The following is a 16,847-nucleotide window of genomic DNA, read 5'->3' as shown; positions in this document are numbered from 1 at the left end:
CATGCCGAGCAACTGGCGCGAGGGTCGATCGACCGGCATCAAGGCCGCGACCGCCCAACACGTCGCGGCGCTCGCCAGCGCGTCGACGCCTGCGGAGATCGAGAGCGCCTTTCAGGCGGCGCTCAACGACCTCGGCCGCTACCGGAGCAGCCGGCACAGGCCGATCCACGCCGCGATGGTGGCGCGAGGCTTAGAATTGTGCGCGGCTCATCCGCGAGGAGGCTTTGTTCCCCGCTTTGGTGCGGGTCGGCGCCTCCATGTGCGCGGCGAGGTCTATCGGGTCGGTCGCGGGCAGAACTCGACGGGCGTCCGCTACGTCTGGGCGTACGCCGAGCGGTGGGCCCGCGCCCGCATGGAGGACGGCGGTCTCTCCATCACGGCGTCGAAGCGCGTATGGGGCTCGTGGAGCGATTATCCGCACCGTGCGCTGCGTGTGATCGAGGAGTTCGACGCCGGCAAGCATCGCGATCCGGTGATGAACACCCTGATCCGCCAGCCCGACAGCAGAGGCCCGATCCGGTGCGAGATTGGGGAGGATCAAGATCGTCGCGCCCATCGCCCCTGCGAGTGCGGCGGCACGCTCTTCGATTGGGGTTGCGGATGGTCAAGCCGGATCATCCCCCTCGAGTGGCGCTGCAATCGGTGCTCGGCTGTCTTCATCGAATACGTCAGCGACGAGCGGCTGCGCGCCATCCGCACCCCGTCCCACCCAGCAGGTGCCGCATGAACCGCCGTTTCGCCGCCGACACGTCGGTCTCCACCGACCGCAGCATCGCCGAGATCCGCGCGACGGTCCGCCGCTACGGCGCCAGCGAATTCGCTCACATGGAGAGCGACGCGCAGGCCGCGATCACCTTCACGATGCACGGGCGCCGGATCATGTTCCGGCTCGCGATGCCGGACCCGACCGACCGGGCCTTCACGCAGACCGAGCGCGGCAAGGCGCGGTCCGTGTCCGTCGCCGAGGCCGCGTGGGAGCAGGCGTGCCGCTCCCGCTGGCGGGCGCTCGCCCTGGTCATCAAGGCGAAGCTCGAAGCCGTCGAGGTCGGCATCGTGGTGTTCGAGGACGAGTTCCTGGCGAACACCGTCGCGCCTGGCACCAGCATCACCTTCGGCGAGGCTGTGCGCGAGAGCATGGCCATCGCCCACCGCGACAAGGCGGCGACGCCGCTTCTGCCTTTCCTCAAGCCGGAACGTTCCTGATGCAAGCCCCGCCGATCCTGCTGAACGATCGCGTCTGGTATCCGACCTCCTACCTGGACGAGATCATGCCGGAAGGCAGGCCGTCGCCGAGCGCGTGGCTCTGCCGCCTGGGCGACGGCGCGCACGCTTGGGGGGACGATAGCCTTGAGGAAGACGACGCGTGGAAGCCGGTCGGCATCGCCGAGGGCGAGATCCTGTCCTTCTGCTGCCGCGACTTCCTCGGACGCGCGACGCTGACCCCGCTGAAGGACGGCTCTTTCAGCGCGAGCCAGTGGTTCCCGGCCGACGCCTTCGTGTGGGTCTACGGCGATACCGAGATGTCCGGCGACGGCGTCCCGGATCTCGTCCGGAACATGCGCTCATTCGACTACGAGGAGGGCGAGCACGAAATTCGCGCCTGCCTCTGGAGCCACGAGCACTTCTTCCGCTTCACGGCCGAGGGCGGCCGCCGCGCTTCGAGTGGGTCTCGTCGGCGGGAGAGCGGGCCGATGGTTGATCGCACTGCACCCCTCGCGATCATCGTCATGGTCGCGGATGGCTCCGGCATGGCCCCTCTGCCGCTGGCGTCCTTCACGGAGAACCGCGCCCGCGCGATCACGCACATCGTGCGCGAGCAGATCCGCGAGAACTTGGGCGACGCGCTCGTTCCGACTCCCGTCCCTGCGCCGCCGGCCCGGAGCGGCTTCGAACGCACCGGCACCGCCCTGCCGCCGGAGCCCAGCGCTCGCACGCAGCGCGAGATCGCGCAGGCGCAGGGCTACACCGGCGATGCCTGTGACCGCTGCCTGTCCTTTTCCATGCGCCGCTCCGGCACCTGCATGACCTGCGATGCTTGCGGCACGACCACGGGGTGCTCGTGATGACGAAGAATGACGCCACCCCCGCATCCTCGGTAGAGGCCCTGGCTCGCCATCTCGCCCTGGAACACGTCGAGCAGAACGACGCCCTCGCCGAATACGACTGGCACGCCAGCGATGCGGTCTGGAAAACGGGGTTCCGAGACAAGGCGTGCCGCTACCTGACCGCAGCGCTCGGCGCCGGTGCTTCGGCCGCGAGCACGGGGCCGGAACCGACCCGTCGCCTCTATCTCGACCTCGACGGCGTCATGGCCGATTTCGACGCCCATTTCCCGGCGGTCTTCGGTCTCGACCATCGCGGCATGGCCGACGACGCGATGTGGAAGACGATCAACGCGCACCCGTCCTATTTCCGTGACATGCCGCCCTGCGCCGGCGCCATCGCGTTCTTCCGGTCCATCGAGCACCTGCGGCCGATCATCCTGACGGCCTGCCCGAGGACGAACTACCCCCACGTCGCGCGCCAGAAGCGCGCCTGGGTCCGCGAGCACCTGTCGGAGCACGTCACCGTGCTCCCGGTTCTCGGCGGCCGGAACAAGCCGCTCTTCATGCAGGAGCCCGGTGATGTGCTGATCGACGACTGGGACCGGAATACGGAGGCGTGGGAGAAAGCCGGCGGCGTCGCGATCCTGCATCGGGATTTCGAGGCCACGGCCGCCGCCTTGGTCGGCCTGTTCGACGTAGCCCCCGCAGCCCTGGCTGCCGAGCCCGATGCGGGGGCGCGAGACAAGCTTGCGGAAATCGAGACCCTTGTTGACGCGTTGCTTTGCGCTTCGACTTCTCTCGAAGAGACTTACCGGAACTATAGCTTAGGTTCGCAGGAAGCTGCATTAGAGCGAAAAATAGAGGCTCGCGACGCATTAATATCTGCCATATCAGTAGCTACGTTCGCCCCCACGCCCCGCCCTGAGCCCACTCCGCGCCCGGTGGAGGTCGAGAGGCTGAGGGAGGAGCGCTCGGCAATCTGTCGCGAACTCGGCTGCATCGAGATGCCGGGCATTCCGCTGTCCTTCGTCCAGGACCTCCGGCGGCAGCTCACCAAGGCACACGCTCGGAACGGCGAACTCATCAGGTCTTGGGACCCGGCGACGCCAACCGAGCGCCAGGAACTCGACCGGATGCGGCGAGGCTGGGGGCCTTCGTCCCCGACCGAGCGCGAGCGGCGGCGGCAGGACGTGGCTGCCTGTCTCCAAGCGCTCAGCACAGCCATGACGAACCTGTCCGTTGGCGAAGACGAGGACGTGCCGGAGGAGGCGCAGGACCGGCTCGATCTCGCCTACGAGCGCGTTAGCCAGCAGCACACGAAGGTCGTTGAGATCCTGCGCGTGCTCGTCGCCGATCCGAAGGAATGGCCCGATATCGTGGCTGCGGAAGAACGCGGTGCGGCCCGCGCCCTCTCCGCCGCCCAAGGCGATCAATCGGAAAAGCCTGAGGTCTCAACGTTCTCTCACTGGACCACAAACGATCTCGCAGCGCAGTGTCGAATGCAGTCGCGCGAGATGCTGGATCCAGAGCTTTCGCGGTTTTTCACCGCTGTATCAGAACGGTTGCTCACCCTCTCCGCCACCCAAGGCGATCAGCCGGCGGGGGATGCGTGATGGCGCCTCGTGCTTACTACAACGAGATCGACCCTGACGCCGCTGCCATCCTGCGCGAGCTGATCGCCGATGACGTGATCGCGCCCGGCGACGTCGATCCCCGCTCCATCAAGGACGTCAGCGCCGATGACCTTCGCGGCTACACGCAGTGCCATTTCTTTGCCGGAGGAGGCCTCTGGTCCGTCGCGGCCCGGCTCGCCGGCTGGCCCGACAGCAGACCTCTTTGGACCGGCTCCTGCCCGTGCCAGGGCGAAAGCGTCGCGGGACTGCGCCTCGGAGCCGATGACCCAAGGCATCTGTGGCCGGACCTATTTCGGCTCATCCGTGCCGGAAGGCCCGCTGTCGTCATGGGAGAGCAGGTTGCGCGAGCGGCTGGCACTCATTGGCTCGACCGAGTCTGCGCTGATTTGGAAGACGAGGCATACGCCGTCCGGGCGGTCGATGTCCCGACTTGCGCCGTCGACGCGCCTCACCAACGGCAAAGACTGTGGTGGCTCGCTGTGGAGCACGGCGAGAGCCTCGGACGGAGAAAAGGGTGGCCCGAACATGAGCTTCGGAGCGGGCGGCGTACCGCTCCCGGCGCAGATGTAAGCACCCACGAGGGTATCAGCGTCTCTGTCGAGATGGATCAGGCCGCGACAGACGCGTGGAGCCGCCTCTGCGCTCTGCTGGACCCGCTGGTGCAGCTTTACCTTCCCAGGGAGAATACCGATGTCGCGGGCTGATGATCTGGCGGGGCTGCTGGAACGCAGCCGCGACCTTCACGACAAGATGGCCGACAGCCACCCGAAGCTGCGCCGTGGGCAAGTCTGGTGCCGAACCTGCGGCCACACCGAATTGGTGAATAGCGCCACCTGCCTGCGCTCCGGCTGGCCGAAGTGCTGCGGCTACACGATGACAATCGATAGCCCTTCGGAGGCCCGCCATGCCGGCTGACGATGCGCAGGACCGCCGGGTGCTGGCGGTATCTCGTGCGATGGACGAAGCAGCGCAGCCGAGTGCCCTGTTGCTGGCCTGTGGCGAGATGACCGCCCAGGAGATGTGCACGGCGAAGGCGGTCGCCCACCTGATGACCAGAGTGGCGCTGGATGCCCTCCACGCGCCCGCCACCCCCGACGACCGCGAGGCGGAGCGGGTCCGGGCGGTGGAGGAGATGCGGGAGCGGGCGATGCGGGTGTGCGAACTGATTTCAACCACATACGCCAACCGCATCGGAACCCCCGAGGAGCGGACGGGGGTCGACGGCGAGTGCAGTCTGGCGGTTGCAAGGGCCGAAGACGCAATCCGAGCCCTCCCGATCCCCGAAGGCGCGCGGCCGGCGGAGGATGGGCTTAAGCCTCCTCGCGTGGAGTTCCACCAGCACGATTGGATCCCCGGCTTTGCGGCCTTCGCACCCGGCGCGACCACGCCCGGGCCCGACAGCCGAGCCTTCTGTGTGCTGAACCTCGGCAGCATTCTCGGCACCGTCGAGACCGGTGACGTGCCGCCGACCGACCTGCCGTACTTCATCGCCGAGAGCATGATGCACGAGGTCATGCACGCCTTGGAGCAATGGGCCGGAACCGAGTTCAGCGAGGAGCGCGTCGAGGCACTGTTGGCGAAGTACCGCGCCCTCTCGACCGGACCCGGAGGTGGTGATGCCTCGACGTGATCCCTACCGCGCCCTTGCGGACGGCCTTCGGAACGCCTTAGGGGCCACGCCTCCCGGGCGCCCCCGCACGCCGCTGCATCTGACGGTCGAGGAGTGGGCCCTCGTCATCGACGCGCTCGACCGGGCCGCTAAGCCCTATGCTCGCGGCAGATCCGGCCGCCGCGCCCTCCTCGAAAGCGACGGAGGCGGTAATGGCGCGTGAGATGACGGAGGAGGAGGAACACGCGCTGGATCGTGCTGAGGCCGCGCTCGACTCTCTGACGGACGGGTGGATGGCCGAGAACACCGAGATGCGGGTGTCGATAACCCTTATCGCGCGGATGGCGCCCGTGCCATTCCGCGAACGTGTGGCGGCCCAAGTCGATCAGATGGTGCGGCTCGCCTATCGAGAGGGGCTGTATCACGGCTTCTGCGGCCACAAGGACATGGCCGCCGGCCGCACCGCGCTCGCCAAGGATGGGGAGGGGCGGGGATGAGCACCAACGCACCCCCGTTCGACCCGCTGCACCCGACGCCGGAACAGCAGGACGACATGACGGCCGGCTACCTCGCGGCCGGAGGAGGAGGCCCTAAGCCCGATCTCGCCTCCATCGCCTACGAGCATGGGTGGCGGATGCGCCGGAACGATATGGCCGGCGTGACGGACGACGATCAGTGGGAGTTGGCGAGGCGGTGGAGGGAGGAGCGCGGATGATCTGTTACACGCCTCAGCAGGTCGCCGAGCGGTGGAAGTGCTCGGCCTCGTTCGTCCGCCGCCTGATCGACAATGGAGAGTTGTCGGCGTTCCGGGTCGGAGGCAAGCTGCTGCGCGTGACCGACGCAGCCCTCACGGATTACGAGCGATGCCAGAGTACAAGCTCCAACGTTTCCGTGGAGGATGGGCCGTCGCCCTCTACGAAGGAGGGAAGCGCCTCAGCCGTCGTCAGCTTGGAGCACGCGATGCGGCGGGAGCGTCGGCAGAGTTCGCCAGGGTCGTCGCGGATGCGACGCGACCCGTAGATCCGGACCTCCGCACGATCTGGAACGCCTATGTCGCGGATCGTGAGGGGCGACGAATCGCTCAAAACATGACGTGGTCCGGCGCGGCCGTCCTGCCATTTTTCGGGGATCTCAAGCCGCAGGACGTCACACAGAAGCTCTGCCGGGCCTATGCGGCGCTGCGGCGGAAAGCCAAGCGCGGGTCCGCCGCGCAGCAGGTTCGGTACGAGGCGAGCGGGCGACCCGTGCCGGTCGGGGTGTCGGACAGCACGATTCGGACAGAGCTGAACCAGCTTCGGACCGCGCTTCTGTGGGCCGAGAGCGTCGGGCTGATCGTGAAGGCGCCGGCGATCGAGATGCCCGGCGCGGGCCAGGCACAAGACCGTCACCTGACGCGCGAGGAATTCGACCGGCTGCTCGCGGCAGCCGAGACACCGCATCTGCGTCTCTACCTCCTGCTCGCCATCTCGACGGCGGGTCGGAACGCGGCGCTCCTCGAACTCACATGGGATCGTGTCGATTTCGATCGCGGACTCGTGTTCCTCGGCCCGCGCCATATCCTTCGCCCCCAGAAGGGTAGGGCGACGGTGCCGATGACCAGCGCTCTTCGCGCCGCCCTGTCGAATGCTCACGCCTATCGCCGAACCGATCGCGTCATCGAGTGGGCCGGCGAGCCGGTTCGGAGCGTGCGCACAGCGCTCGCGGGGGCAACGCGGCGCGCCGATCTCTCCAAGGTCACGCCCCACATGATCAGGCACAGTGCGGCGGTTTGGATGGCCGAGGCGGGCCGTCCGATGGGCGAGGTCGCCGCCTTCTTGGGGCATTCGGACGACATCATTACGCAGCGGGTCTACGCGCGGTTCAGCCCGAGCTACCTGCGCGGCAGCGCGCAAGCGTTGGAGGTCGGAGGGCCACGCGCGAACCTGAAGCGGTAAGGCCGCGCGCTCAGAGGTTCGGAAGAACCTGAAAGCACCCACCAGCGGTGCAACTAAGTCATTGAAAGAAATGGTGCCGCTTGAGGGATTCGAACCCCCGACCCCCTCATTACGAATGAGGTGCTCTACCAGCTGAGCTAAAGCGGCGCGACGTCGGGGAGCGGTGCTACGCCGCCGGATCGTCGGGGGCAGGCTTTATCGGCCCGCGCCCGGATTGGCAAGGCTGATGCTAGGCTGCCGACGCCGGGATGCTCGCCCCTCCCGGTCCGGGAGGGCTCGGCCAGGCCGGGCCGATGCAAGCCTGCCACGGCCGGCCCGGAAACGCCCCGGCGGCGGCGGCCGGCTTGACCGTTCGGGATGCCGGCCCGAAGTCTGCGGTAACGACCGGAGGTTGCCTGCATGTCGCTGATCGCCCGCCTTCGCGCCTATGCCGCGGACGCCTTCGGCCTGGCCGCCACCGAGGAGGTGGCGGTCGACGACCAGCATCTCGCCGCCACCGCGCTTCTCGTCCATGTCGCCCGCGTGGACGGGACCCTGGCGCCCTCGGAGGCCGAGCGGCTGGCGCGGCTGGTGCGCGGGCGATACGCGGCGACCGAGGCCGAGTCGCGGGCCCTGATCGCGCGGGCCTCGGCCATGGACGCCGCCACCCGCGACGTGGCGCAGCTCGTCGAGATGATCGGCCGCGAGACGGACGAGACGGCGCGGGCGGGCCTCCTCGCCATGGCCTGGTCCATCGCCGGCGCGGACGGCCATGTGGACGAGTTCGAGGAGGCGCTGGTCTGGCGTCTCGGCCGCCTGCTCGGTCTCGACGAGCCGGCCATCGCCTTCGCGCGGGCGCAGGGGTTGACCGGGCGCGAGACCGGCCCGGCGCCGATCGCCTGACGATCCGGGCCGCCCGGAGATGATCGCGAGCCTGACGCTCATCCTCCTCGCCCAGCTCGCGGGGGAGGTCGCCGCCCGCTCTGCCGGCCTTCCGGTTCCCGGTCCGGTGCTCGGCATGGCTCTGATGCTCGGTTTCCTCGTCCTGCGCGACCGGGCCGGGCGCGGCGCCGGGCGCCTGCTGCCGGCGCCCCTGACCGACGGCACCCTGGAGCGCACGGGGCGGGGGCTGCTCGCCAACCTGTCGCTGATGTTCGTGCCGGCGGGCACGGGGATCGTCGGACGGCTCGACGTGGTGCGGGCGCAGGGGCCGAAGCTCGCCGTCGTGCTCGTGGCCTCCACCGTCGTCGCCATCGCCGTGACGGCGGTGACCTTCCTCGTGGTGGCGCGGTTGCTCGACCGGGGCGGGGACGCGGCGTCCGGGGAGCGGCCGTGAGCGGGGAGTTCGCGGTCTGGGTCTATCTCTCGCGCACGCCGCTGCTCTGGCTGACGGTGACGCTCGCCGCCTATCTCGTCGCCGACCGCATCGCGCTCGCGAGCCGGCGGCATCCGGTGGCCAACCCGGTGCTCATCGCCATCGCGATCACGGGGACGATCCTCGTCGCGACGGGGACGCCCTTCGCCGATTATTTCGAGGGCGCGCAGTTCGTGCATTTCCTGCTCGGCCCGGCGACGGTGGTGCTGGCGCTGCCGCTCTACGAGTACCGCGCCACGGTGATGCGCTCGCTGCTGCCGATGCTGGCCGCGCTGGTGGCGGGCTGCCTGGCGGCGATGATCTCCGCCGTCGTCTTCGCGGAGGTGCTCGGCCTGCCCCGGCCGGTGATCGTCTCGATCGCGCCGAAATCCGTGACCACGGGCGTCGCCATGGGCGTCTCCGAATCGCTCGGCGGCGATCCGACGCTCACTGCCGTCATGGTGATGCTCACCGGCGTGACAGGGGGAATCCTGGTCTCGCCGCTCCTCGATCTCATGCGCATCCGCGACAGGCGGGCGCGGGGCTTCGCGGCGGGGCTCGCCGCGCATGGGGTGGGCACCGCCCGCGCCTTCCAGGTCAGCGAGGTGGCCGGCACCTTCGCCGGCATCGCCATGGGCTTGAACGCGTTCCTGACGGCTGTCCTCGTGCCGCTCGTGCTGCGCTGGCTGTCCTGAGCGCCGAGCCGGATAAACGAGTCTTCGTTCCAGGCGAGGACTTCGTCCGGGCAGTATCGCGATGGATGCCGCCGGTGAAAGCCCGTTCGAAATATGGGAGCGTGTTCCGCGCGCACTTGAAGAGCGCGCTCTTTTCGGCTGAAGCTCTTGCGGGAGAGCGGGCGCCGTCACGCATGTCCGCGAGCGGGTATTTCAAGAACGGAGATATCTTCAGTCCGGCTGTGTGGTGAGAGCGGCGCCTTTGTTTGGTCGGGTATCGCACGATAAGTGCTCGCGCGCACGAACGGGCGGGTGGCTCGGGAATAAGGCCGAAGGGACGACGGTCTTAACGGAAGGCGACGGACGCACGGCCGGGGCGGGGCGCGGCCGGAGGCTTCGGCGAACACGGGACATCGCCGCTCGCGCGGCGTGGAAGAGCCAGCAGGCGCGGATCGTCCGACGGGCGTTTCGCGCGGATGAGGACGGGGCGCTGCGGGGCGCCGGAACGACGGCGGTACGGGTTTCGTGAATACGGTCGGCGACATCGCGATTCGCGCCTCGGGGCCGGCCTTCGGGCTGGAGACCCTGCGCGAGGTCGCGGCCGCTCCCGGCGGCACAATCCATGTGGACGACGCCGCGCTCCTGTTCCGGGGCGATTACGCGCGCTCCGGCACGGATCTCGTGATCAGCGGGGACGGGCACCGGCTCGTCGTCCACGACTATTTCGCCCTGGAGCACCGTCCCCGGCTGGTCGCGCCGAACGGAGCCTCCCTCGACGAGTCCGTGGTCGCGGGCCTTGTCCGCGCGGCGACGGGGGATGTCACTGCCCAGGCCGGCGCCGCTCCGACCACGGACGCGACGGCCGCCATCGGCCGGGTGCAGAAGCTCACCGGCTCCGCGACCGTCATGCGCAACGGCGTCGCCGTGGCGCTGCATGTGGGCGATCTCGTCTACAAGGGCGACGCCGTGCAGACGGGGGCCGGGTCGTCGCTGGCGATCTCCTTCCTCGACGGGACGCTGTTCAACCTCTCCGCCGACGCGCGGATGCTCCTGAGCGACCTCGTCTACCAGGCGTCGGGCACGGGCAACTCCGCGCTGTTCAACCTCGTCCAGGGCTCGATCACCTTCGTCGCCGGGCAGGTCGCCAAGACCGGCGACATGAAGGTCGGCACCCCGGTCGCGACGATGGGCATCCGCGGCACCGCCGTGCACGTCACCATCGAGGCCGACAACGGCACCACGACCTTCTCGGTGATGACCGAGCCGGACGGCCATACCGGCCGCTTCGACGTCTACGACCGCAAGGACCCGACCAAGCTCCTGTTCACGGTGTCCGATCCCGGCATGATCGCCATCGTGCGCCCGGACGGCCCCTATCAGGTCACTTTCGAGCAGCTCCCGAAGCCCCCCGTCGACGTGCAGACGGAGCTCGGCATCGTCCAGCAGCTCTTCCGCACCATCGCCGAGGCACCGCGCCTGCCGGTCTTCCAGGGGCCGTCGACCGGCGGGGGATCGGGGTCGGGCACCGCCCCGAACCTGATCCTGCCGCAGCCGGACATCCAGACGCCGGTGCTGCCCACCACCCCGACCGCGCCGACAGGCCCGACCCAGCCGCAAGGCGGCACCGGCGGGTCGGGCGGTTCGAACCGTGGCGAGAGCCCGCCCGATCCCTCCGGCGGTGTGCCGCCGCCGTCCGGCCAGGATCCGGTGCCGCCCCTCGCGCTCGACGCGCGGAGCGGGACCGTGAGGCAGGACGCGGCCCTGATCGCGACGAGCGTCGGCCAGGGGCTGCTCGGCGCTGCGGCCCTGCCGACCACCCGCGTGGTCGCCGCCCATGCCGGCACCGATGCGACCACGGCCGAGGTGCCGCTCACGGGCGATGCCGTGATGCTGCAAGGGCGCTACGGCATCCTGCTGCTGCACGCGGACGGGACCTACATCTATCTCGCGGACCATGCCGCCGCCCTGGCCGCCGGCCAGCACGGGGCCGACGTGTTCAGCTTCCGGGCGCAGGGGCAGGGCGGCGCCACCGCCAGCGCGACGCTCACCATCGACGTGGTCGGCGTCAACGACGCGCCCGTGGTCTCCGCGCCTGTCCATCTGGCGACGGCGGGCGGCCCGGCGGCGCGCGTCATCACCACGGCGGAACTCCTCGCCAACGCCTCGGACGTGGACGGCGACGCCTTGAGCGTCTCCGGCCTGCACATCGCGCAGGGGCAGGGCACCCTCGCCGAGCTCGGCGACGGACGCTACCGCTACGCCCCCGCCTCCGCGCACGGCTCCTCCGACCCCGTGGTGCTCGCCTATACGGTGTCCGACGGCCAGGGCGGGACGGTCGCGCAGACGGCGCAGCTCACGGTGCCCTTCGCGAACGCCGCCCCCACGGCCTCGGCGCCCGTGACGCTCGCCGACAGTGCCGAGGATACGAGCCGGATCGTCACGGCGGCGCAGCTTCTCGCGGGTGCCACCGACGCGGACGGCGACACGCTGTCGGTCTCGGGCCTGCATGTGACGAGCGGCGGCGGGACGCTCACCGACCTCGGCAGCGGCAGCTACCGCTACGACCCGTCGCCGAACGCCAACGGTCCGGTGACGCTCGGCTACACCGTATCGGACGGCTATGGCGGCAGCGTCGCCCAGAGCGCGCATTTCACGCTGACGCCGGTCAACGACGCGCCGACCGTATCGGGCCCCGTCGCGCTGTCGGACGGCGTCGCCGGCATGCCGCGCGGGATCACCCTCGCCCAGCTTCTCGCCGGGGCCGCGGATGTCGACGGGGACGCGCTGGCCGTGACGGGCCTGCATGTCGTCAGCGGCGGCGGCACGCTCACCGACAACGGGGACGGAACCTACCGCTACCTGTCCGCCAGGGACGCCGCCGGCCCGGTCGTGCTGGGCTATGCCGTCTCGGACGGCCACGGCGGCAGCGTCGACCAGACCGCGCGCTTCACGCAGGCGCCGGGAAACCACCCACCCACCGTCACCGGTCCGGCGGCGCTGCCGGACGGGACGGAGGACACGCCGCTCACGATCACGGCGGCACAGCTTCTCTCGGGCGCGAGCGATGTGGACGGGGACGCCCTGTCGGTCACGGGGCTGCATGTGACGAGCGGCGGCGGGACGCTCACCGATCTCGGCGGGGGGAACTACCGCTACGACCCGTCTCCGAACGCCAACGGTCCCGTGACGCTCGGCTACTCCGTCTCGGACGGCCATGGCGGCAGCGTCGCCCGGTCCGCGGGGTTCACCCTCGCTCCCGTGAACGACGCGCCGGTGGTGACGCTGGGCTCCGGCGGGCAGACCTATACCGAGGACGACCCCGCGCTCGCGGTGGCGACGGACCTGAGCGTCCGGGACATCGACAGCACCCTGCTCTCCGGCGCGAGCGTGCGCATCGCCGCCGGCTTCCACGCCGGGCAGGACGTGCTCGCGGTCTCCCTCGCCAACGCGAGCGGCATCTCCGGGAGCTACGACGCGCAGACCGGCGTCCTGACGCTGACGGGGGCCGCGACGCTCGCCGCCTATATCGCGGCGCTGACCTCCGTGACCTACGCCAACACCAGCGAGGCGCCCTCCGGCGACACGCGCACGCTCGCCTTCTCGGTGACGGACGATGCCGGGGCGCAGAGCGGGATCGTCTCGCGCGAGGTCGCCGTGGTGCCGGTCAACGACGCGCCGACCCCGCATGACGACAACGCCTTCGTCTCGGCCGGCTCCTCCGTGACGCTGGCGGTGCTCGCCAACGACACCGATCCCGACGGCGACGCGGTGTCCGTCGCCTCGGTCGGGACGGCCGAGCATGGCAGCGTCACCCTCAACGACGACGGCACGATCACCTATACGCCGGTCGAGGGCTTCGCCGGGCCGGACCGCTTCACCTATCTCGCCACCGACCCGTCCGGGCTGACCGCGCAGGCGACTGTGGACATCGTGGTCGGCTATTCGGCCCACAAGGCGGTGGGAACCGACGTCTTCCTCCAGGGCGCCTATATGGAGATCGGCGTATCCGGCAGCGGCTCGCTCGGCTCCGCCGCCGATGCGCCGAGCGGCTTCCACCCGCAGGGCTCGTCGCAGATCTCCTTCGTGATCGACACCAACGGCTGGGGCTCGGGCACCACGCCGACCTCGAACGACGTGACGCTGCCCGGCACCCCCGAGGACGCGATCGTCCTCGGCCATGACGGCCAGAGCTTCGCCAATTCGGAGCGGACCGGCCTCACCCAGTTCGCCGCCAAGACCCTCGACACCTCGTCGGGCTCGCATCTCCAGGCCACGACCGTCGGGCTCACCGCGGTGAACGGGTTGCAGATGACCCAGGTCATCGATCTCGACCCCAACGCGAGCTACTTCTCCACCACGGTGACGCTCACCAACACCTCGGCCACGGATACCCTGCACGACGCGCGCTACATGCGCAGCTTCGACCCCGACCAGGACGCGGTCTTCTACGGCGACTACGCCACCGACAACGACGTGCTGGCCAACCCCACCGGCGGGGGCGGGGCGGCCATCGTGCAGGCGCTCGGCACGCATTCCGGCACCTCGGTGAACCTCGTCTCCTTCGACGGCGGGGCGCGCGCGTCGAGCGACCAGTTCTTCAACCACGACGCCTACCTGCCCGGCGTCTACGACAGTCCGGCGGACCCGAACGGGACCCATTCCGATATCGGCATCGCCATGGACATGGATTTCGGCGACCTCGCCCCCGGCCAGAGCGTGACGCGCACCTTCTACACCACCCTGAACAACCGCTCGGGCGCCAACGACCTCATCATCGGCACCGCCGGCGCCGACGTCATCGACGGGAAGGGTGGCGACGACATCGTCATCGGGCTCGGCGGCGACGACATCCTGACCGGGGGCACCGGCAGCGACACCTTCGTCTTCATCCCGCACGGGAACGACGGCCTGACCCACGCCGCGACCAACGCGCCGACGATCACCGACTTCACGCCGGGCGCCGACGTGCTCCAGTTCGACCATACCCTCTTCGCCACGGCCGAGGCGGCGCTCGGCCATGCGGTCCAGGCGGGCGCGGACGTGCAGATCGCCTGGGACTCGGAGAACGAGCATACCGTGCTGACCCTGCGCAACGTCCAGGTGAGCGACCTGCACCTGCGCGACATCCACGTCGTCTGAGCGGGCGCGCCATGCCGCCGGCCGTTCTCCAGCGCCGCGACGGCGACGAGGCCGCCGCCGCCGCTACGGGCGGGCCCGCGCGGTGGCTCAGGTTCTTCCGGGTGCGCGCTCCGCAGGACGGCCCACCCCACCCCGGCCGGGGATGGCGGCGGCCCCGCATCGGCCTCGACCGCTGGCTGGCGCTCGCGCTCCTCGCCGCCCTGGTTCCGGTCCGCCTGTGGGATCCGGCGCCGGTGGAGACCCTGCGGCTGCGCACCTTCGACGCCTTCCAGTCGCTCCATCCCCGCCCGACGACCCTGCGGCCCGTGACCATCGTCGACATCGACGAGGACAGCATCCGCGCCTTCGGGCAGTGGCCCTGGGCGCGCACCCGCGTCGCCGATCTGGTGCGCCGGCTGACGGAGGCGGGGGCGGCGGCCATCGCCTTCGACGCGGTCTTCCCCGAGCCGGACCGGCTCTCTCCGGGGCTGGTGGCCGCCTCGCTCCCCGATCTCGACCCGGCGACGCGGGAGGCGCTGGGAAAGCTCCCGAGCAACGACGCGGCCTTCGCCCAGGCCGTCGCCGCCTCCCGCGTCGTGCTCGGCCAGACCGCCCTGGAGCAGGCGACGGACAACGAATCCGCCCTGCCGCAGACGGGGTTCGCCACGCTCGGCCCCGACCCCTCGGCCTTCCTCTCCCGCTTTCCCGGCCTGCTGCGCAACGTGCCCGAGCTGGAGCGGGCGGCGGCGGGCCGAGGGCTCTTCACCATCGTGCCCGAGCGCGACGGCATCGTGCGCCGGGTGCCGCTGGTGATGATGGCGGAAGACCGCATGGTCCCGGCGCTGAGCCTCGAGGTCCTGCGCGTGCTCACGGGGGGCGGCGCGGTGCTGGTGCGCGCCGACGCGGCCGGCGTCGGCGCCGTGGCGCTGCCGGGCTTCGAGATCCCCACCGACGCCGCCGCCTCCGTCTGGCTGCACTTCAACCACCACGATCCGGCCCGCTTCGTCTCGGCCAAGTCCGTGCTCGACGGCAGCCTCGATCCGGCGAAGGTGGCCCAGCGCATCGTCCTCGTCGGCACCTCGGCCATCGGGCTTCTCGACAACAAGACCACGCCCGTCGACCGCACCATCCCCGGCGTGGAGGTGCATGCGCAGGTGCTGGAGAGCGTGCTCACCAAGGCGACGCTCTCCTACCCGAGCTATTCGACCGTGGTGGAGCTGCTGCTCACCGTCGGCGTCGCGCTGGGCATCGTCGTGTTCGCGCCCGTGCTCGGGGCGGCCTGGCTCATGGTGCTCGGCGCCGTGGTGGCGAGCTTCATCGCGGCCATCGCCTGGTCGCGCTTCACCCAGCTCGGCATCCTGATCGACCCGACCTTTCCGCTGATGGCGAGCTTCAGCGTCTACACGGTGCTGGTCTTCACGAACTACACGCGCGAGCAGATGGGGCGGCAACGCATCCGCTCCGCCTTCGGGCAGTACCTGTCGCCGGCGCTGGTCGAGCAGCTCGCCTCGCACCCGGAGAAGCTGCGCCTCGGCGGCGAGGAGCGCTGGCTGACCATCATGTTCAGCGACGTGCGCGGCTTCACGGCGATCTCGGAGTTCTACAAGACCGATCCCGCCGGGCTCACCGCCCTGATGAACCGCTTCCTGACGCCGCTCACCAACGCGATCATCGGAAAGCGCGGCACCATCGACAAGTACATGGGCGACGCCATCATGGCGTTCTGGAACGCGCCGCTGGACGACCCCGACCAGGAGGCCAATGCCTGCGCGGCGGCGCTCGAGATGATCGCGCGCATGAGCGCGCTCAACGCCCTGCGCAAGACGGAGGCGGAATCGGGCGGCTTCCCGGTGCTGCCCATCGATATCGGCATCGGCGTCAACACCGGGCGCTGCGTCGTCGGCAACATGGGCTCGGACCTGCGCTTCGACTATTCCGTGCTCGGCGACACCGTGAACCTCGCCTCGCGCCTCGAAGGCCAGTCGAAATTCTACGGCGTGAAGATCATCCTCGGCGCGGCGACGGCCCGCGCCGTGGCCGATCGTTTCGCCGTCCTCGAGATCGACCTGATCCAGGTGAAGGGGAAGACCCAGGCCGAGACCGTCTCGACGCTGCTGGGCGACGCGGACCTGCGCGCCTCCGACGCCTTCGCGGCCCTGGCCGCCGGGCATGCCGCCATGCTCGCGGCCTATCGCGGCCGCGACTGGGCCGGCGCGCGCGCGGGGATCGCGGCCTGCCGGGCCTGCGAGGCGGCGGCGGGGCTGTCGGGCCTCTACGACCTCTACGCCGCCCGCATCGCCGCCTTCGAGGCCGAGCCGCCGCCGGAGGACTGGACGGGGGTCTATGTCGCGCTGACGAAGTAGCCGCTTCTGGTTTTCGGTCGATGCGTTCGGCCGCGCGCGTCTCCCTCCCCCGCTCTGCGGGGGAGGGTGGGCCTCGCGTGAGCGAGGGTCGGGAGAGGGGAGCGCGCTCTCCGGCACCGTCGCTCCCCTCTCCCGAC

15 protein-coding genes, 1 tRNA gene and 1 pseudogene are annotated in these 16,847 nt (G+C 70.1%); 16 read left to right on the top strand and 1 reads right to left on the bottom strand.

What is annotated here, in order from left to right; all coding sequences use genetic code 11:
* The first annotated feature begins 1 nt into the window (after nt 1).
* The 11 genes and pseudogenes from ACP56T_RS14645 (at nt 2) to ACP56T_RS14595 (ending at nt 7,222) form a co-directional block, all read left to right on the top strand.
* Nucleotides 2–727 (top strand): hypothetical protein, encoded by a 726-nt coding sequence (locus tag ACP56T_RS14645; protein ID WP_430912865.1) that lies wholly within the window; start codon nt 2–4, stop codon nt 725–727.
* Entirely contained in the window at nt 724–1,203 is a 480-nt protein-coding gene (locus tag ACP56T_RS14640; protein ID WP_430912864.1) for a hypothetical protein, read from the top strand. The genes ACP56T_RS14645 and ACP56T_RS14640 overlap by 4 nt, the downstream gene beginning before the upstream one ends.
* Complete coding sequence (locus tag ACP56T_RS14635; protein ID WP_430912863.1) at nt 1,203–2,063, top strand: hypothetical protein; 861 nt, start codon at nt 1,203–1,205, stop codon at nt 2,061–2,063. The genes ACP56T_RS14640 and ACP56T_RS14635 overlap by 1 nt, the downstream gene beginning before the upstream one ends.
* The gene (locus ACP56T_RS14630; RefSeq protein WP_430912862.1) at nt 2,063–3,658 is read left to right on the top strand and encodes a 5' nucleotidase, NT5C type; all 1,596 of its coding nucleotides are present in this window, start codon (nt 2,063–2,065) and stop codon (nt 3,656–3,658) included. Before ACP56T_RS14635 ends, ACP56T_RS14630 begins: the two co-directional genes overlap by 1 nt.
* Nucleotides 3,658–4,383: a DNA cytosine methyltransferase gene (locus ACP56T_RS14625; RefSeq protein WP_430912861.1), complete on the top strand. Its 726-nt coding sequence runs from the start codon at nt 3,658–3,660 to the stop codon at nt 4,381–4,383. The genes ACP56T_RS14630 and ACP56T_RS14625 overlap by 1 nt, the downstream gene beginning before the upstream one ends.
* A complete protein-coding gene (locus ACP56T_RS14620) occupies nt 4,370–4,594 on the top strand; it encodes a hypothetical protein (protein WP_430912860.1) in 225 nt (74 codons plus the stop codon). The genes ACP56T_RS14625 and ACP56T_RS14620 overlap by 14 nt, the downstream gene beginning before the upstream one ends.
* Entirely contained in the window at nt 4,584–5,309 is a 726-nt protein-coding gene (locus ACP56T_RS14615; RefSeq protein ID WP_430912859.1) for a hypothetical protein, read from the top strand. Before ACP56T_RS14620 ends, ACP56T_RS14615 begins: the two co-directional genes overlap by 11 nt.
* A 191-nt stretch (nt 5,310–5,500) precedes the next feature.
* Nucleotides 5,501–5,785, top strand: a complete 285-nt coding sequence (locus tag ACP56T_RS14610; RefSeq protein WP_430912858.1) for a hypothetical protein — start codon at nt 5,501–5,503, stop codon at nt 5,783–5,785.
* Nucleotides 5,782–6,003 carry a hypothetical protein gene (locus ACP56T_RS14605; protein WP_430912857.1) on the top strand — a complete coding sequence of 74 codons (222 nt, stop codon included), beginning with the start codon at nt 5,782–5,784 and terminating at the stop codon, nt 6,001–6,003. The genes ACP56T_RS14610 and ACP56T_RS14605 overlap by 4 nt, the downstream gene beginning before the upstream one ends.
* A pseudogene (locus tag ACP56T_RS14600) lies at nt 6,000–6,134 on the top strand (helix-turn-helix domain-containing protein); the annotation flags it as partial. The gene ACP56T_RS14605 and the pseudogene ACP56T_RS14600, both read left to right, overlap by 4 nt.
* 17 nt (nt 6,135–6,151) lie before the next feature.
* On the top strand, nt 6,152–7,222 hold the full coding sequence (locus tag ACP56T_RS14595) for a tyrosine-type recombinase/integrase (protein WP_430912856.1): 1,071 nt from the start codon (nt 6,152–6,154) through the stop codon (nt 7,220–7,222).
* A gap of 71 nt (nt 7,223–7,293) precedes the next feature.
* Here the strand turns inward: ACP56T_RS14595 and ACP56T_RS14590 are convergent.
* Nucleotides 7,294–7,369: transfer RNA gene (locus tag ACP56T_RS14590), tRNA-Thr, on the bottom strand.
* A gap of 252 nt (nt 7,370–7,621) precedes the next feature.
* Here ACP56T_RS14590 and ACP56T_RS14585 point away from each other — a divergent pair.
* The 5 genes from ACP56T_RS14585 (at nt 7,622) to ACP56T_RS14565 (ending at nt 16,710) form a co-directional block, all read left to right on the top strand.
* Nucleotides 7,622–8,104, top strand: a complete 483-nt coding sequence (locus tag ACP56T_RS14585) for a tellurite resistance TerB family protein (protein WP_430912855.1) — start codon at nt 7,622–7,624, stop codon at nt 8,102–8,104.
* Nucleotides 8,105–8,123: 19 nt separating this feature from the next.
* Nucleotides 8,124–8,537: a CidA/LrgA family protein gene (locus tag ACP56T_RS14580; protein WP_430912854.1), complete on the top strand. Its 414-nt coding sequence runs from the start codon at nt 8,124–8,126 to the stop codon at nt 8,535–8,537.
* Nucleotides 8,534–9,250: an LrgB family protein gene (locus tag ACP56T_RS14575; protein ID WP_430912853.1), complete on the top strand. Its 717-nt coding sequence runs from the start codon at nt 8,534–8,536 to the stop codon at nt 9,248–9,250. Before ACP56T_RS14580 ends, ACP56T_RS14575 begins: the two co-directional genes overlap by 4 nt.
* 504 nt (nt 9,251–9,754) lie before the next feature.
* Nucleotides 9,755–14,368 carry a cadherin-like domain-containing protein gene (locus tag ACP56T_RS14570; RefSeq protein WP_430912852.1) on the top strand — a complete coding sequence of 1,538 codons (4,614 nt, stop codon included), beginning with the start codon at nt 9,755–9,757 and terminating at the stop codon, nt 14,366–14,368.
* Between the two features lie 11 nt (nt 14,369–14,379).
* Nucleotides 14,380–16,710 (top strand): CHASE2 domain-containing protein, encoded by a 2,331-nt coding sequence (locus tag ACP56T_RS14565; RefSeq protein WP_430912851.1) that lies wholly within the window; start codon nt 14,380–14,382, stop codon nt 16,708–16,710.
* Nucleotides 16,711–16,847: the final 137 nt, after the last annotated feature.

The organism is Methylobacterium endophyticum (assembly GCF_050591105.1).
Lineage (GTDB): Bacteria > Pseudomonadota > Alphaproteobacteria > Rhizobiales > Beijerinckiaceae > Methylobacterium.
The sequence above is the reverse complement of the archived record's forward strand: the minus strand, read 5'-3'. Positions and strand labels throughout refer to the sequence as shown.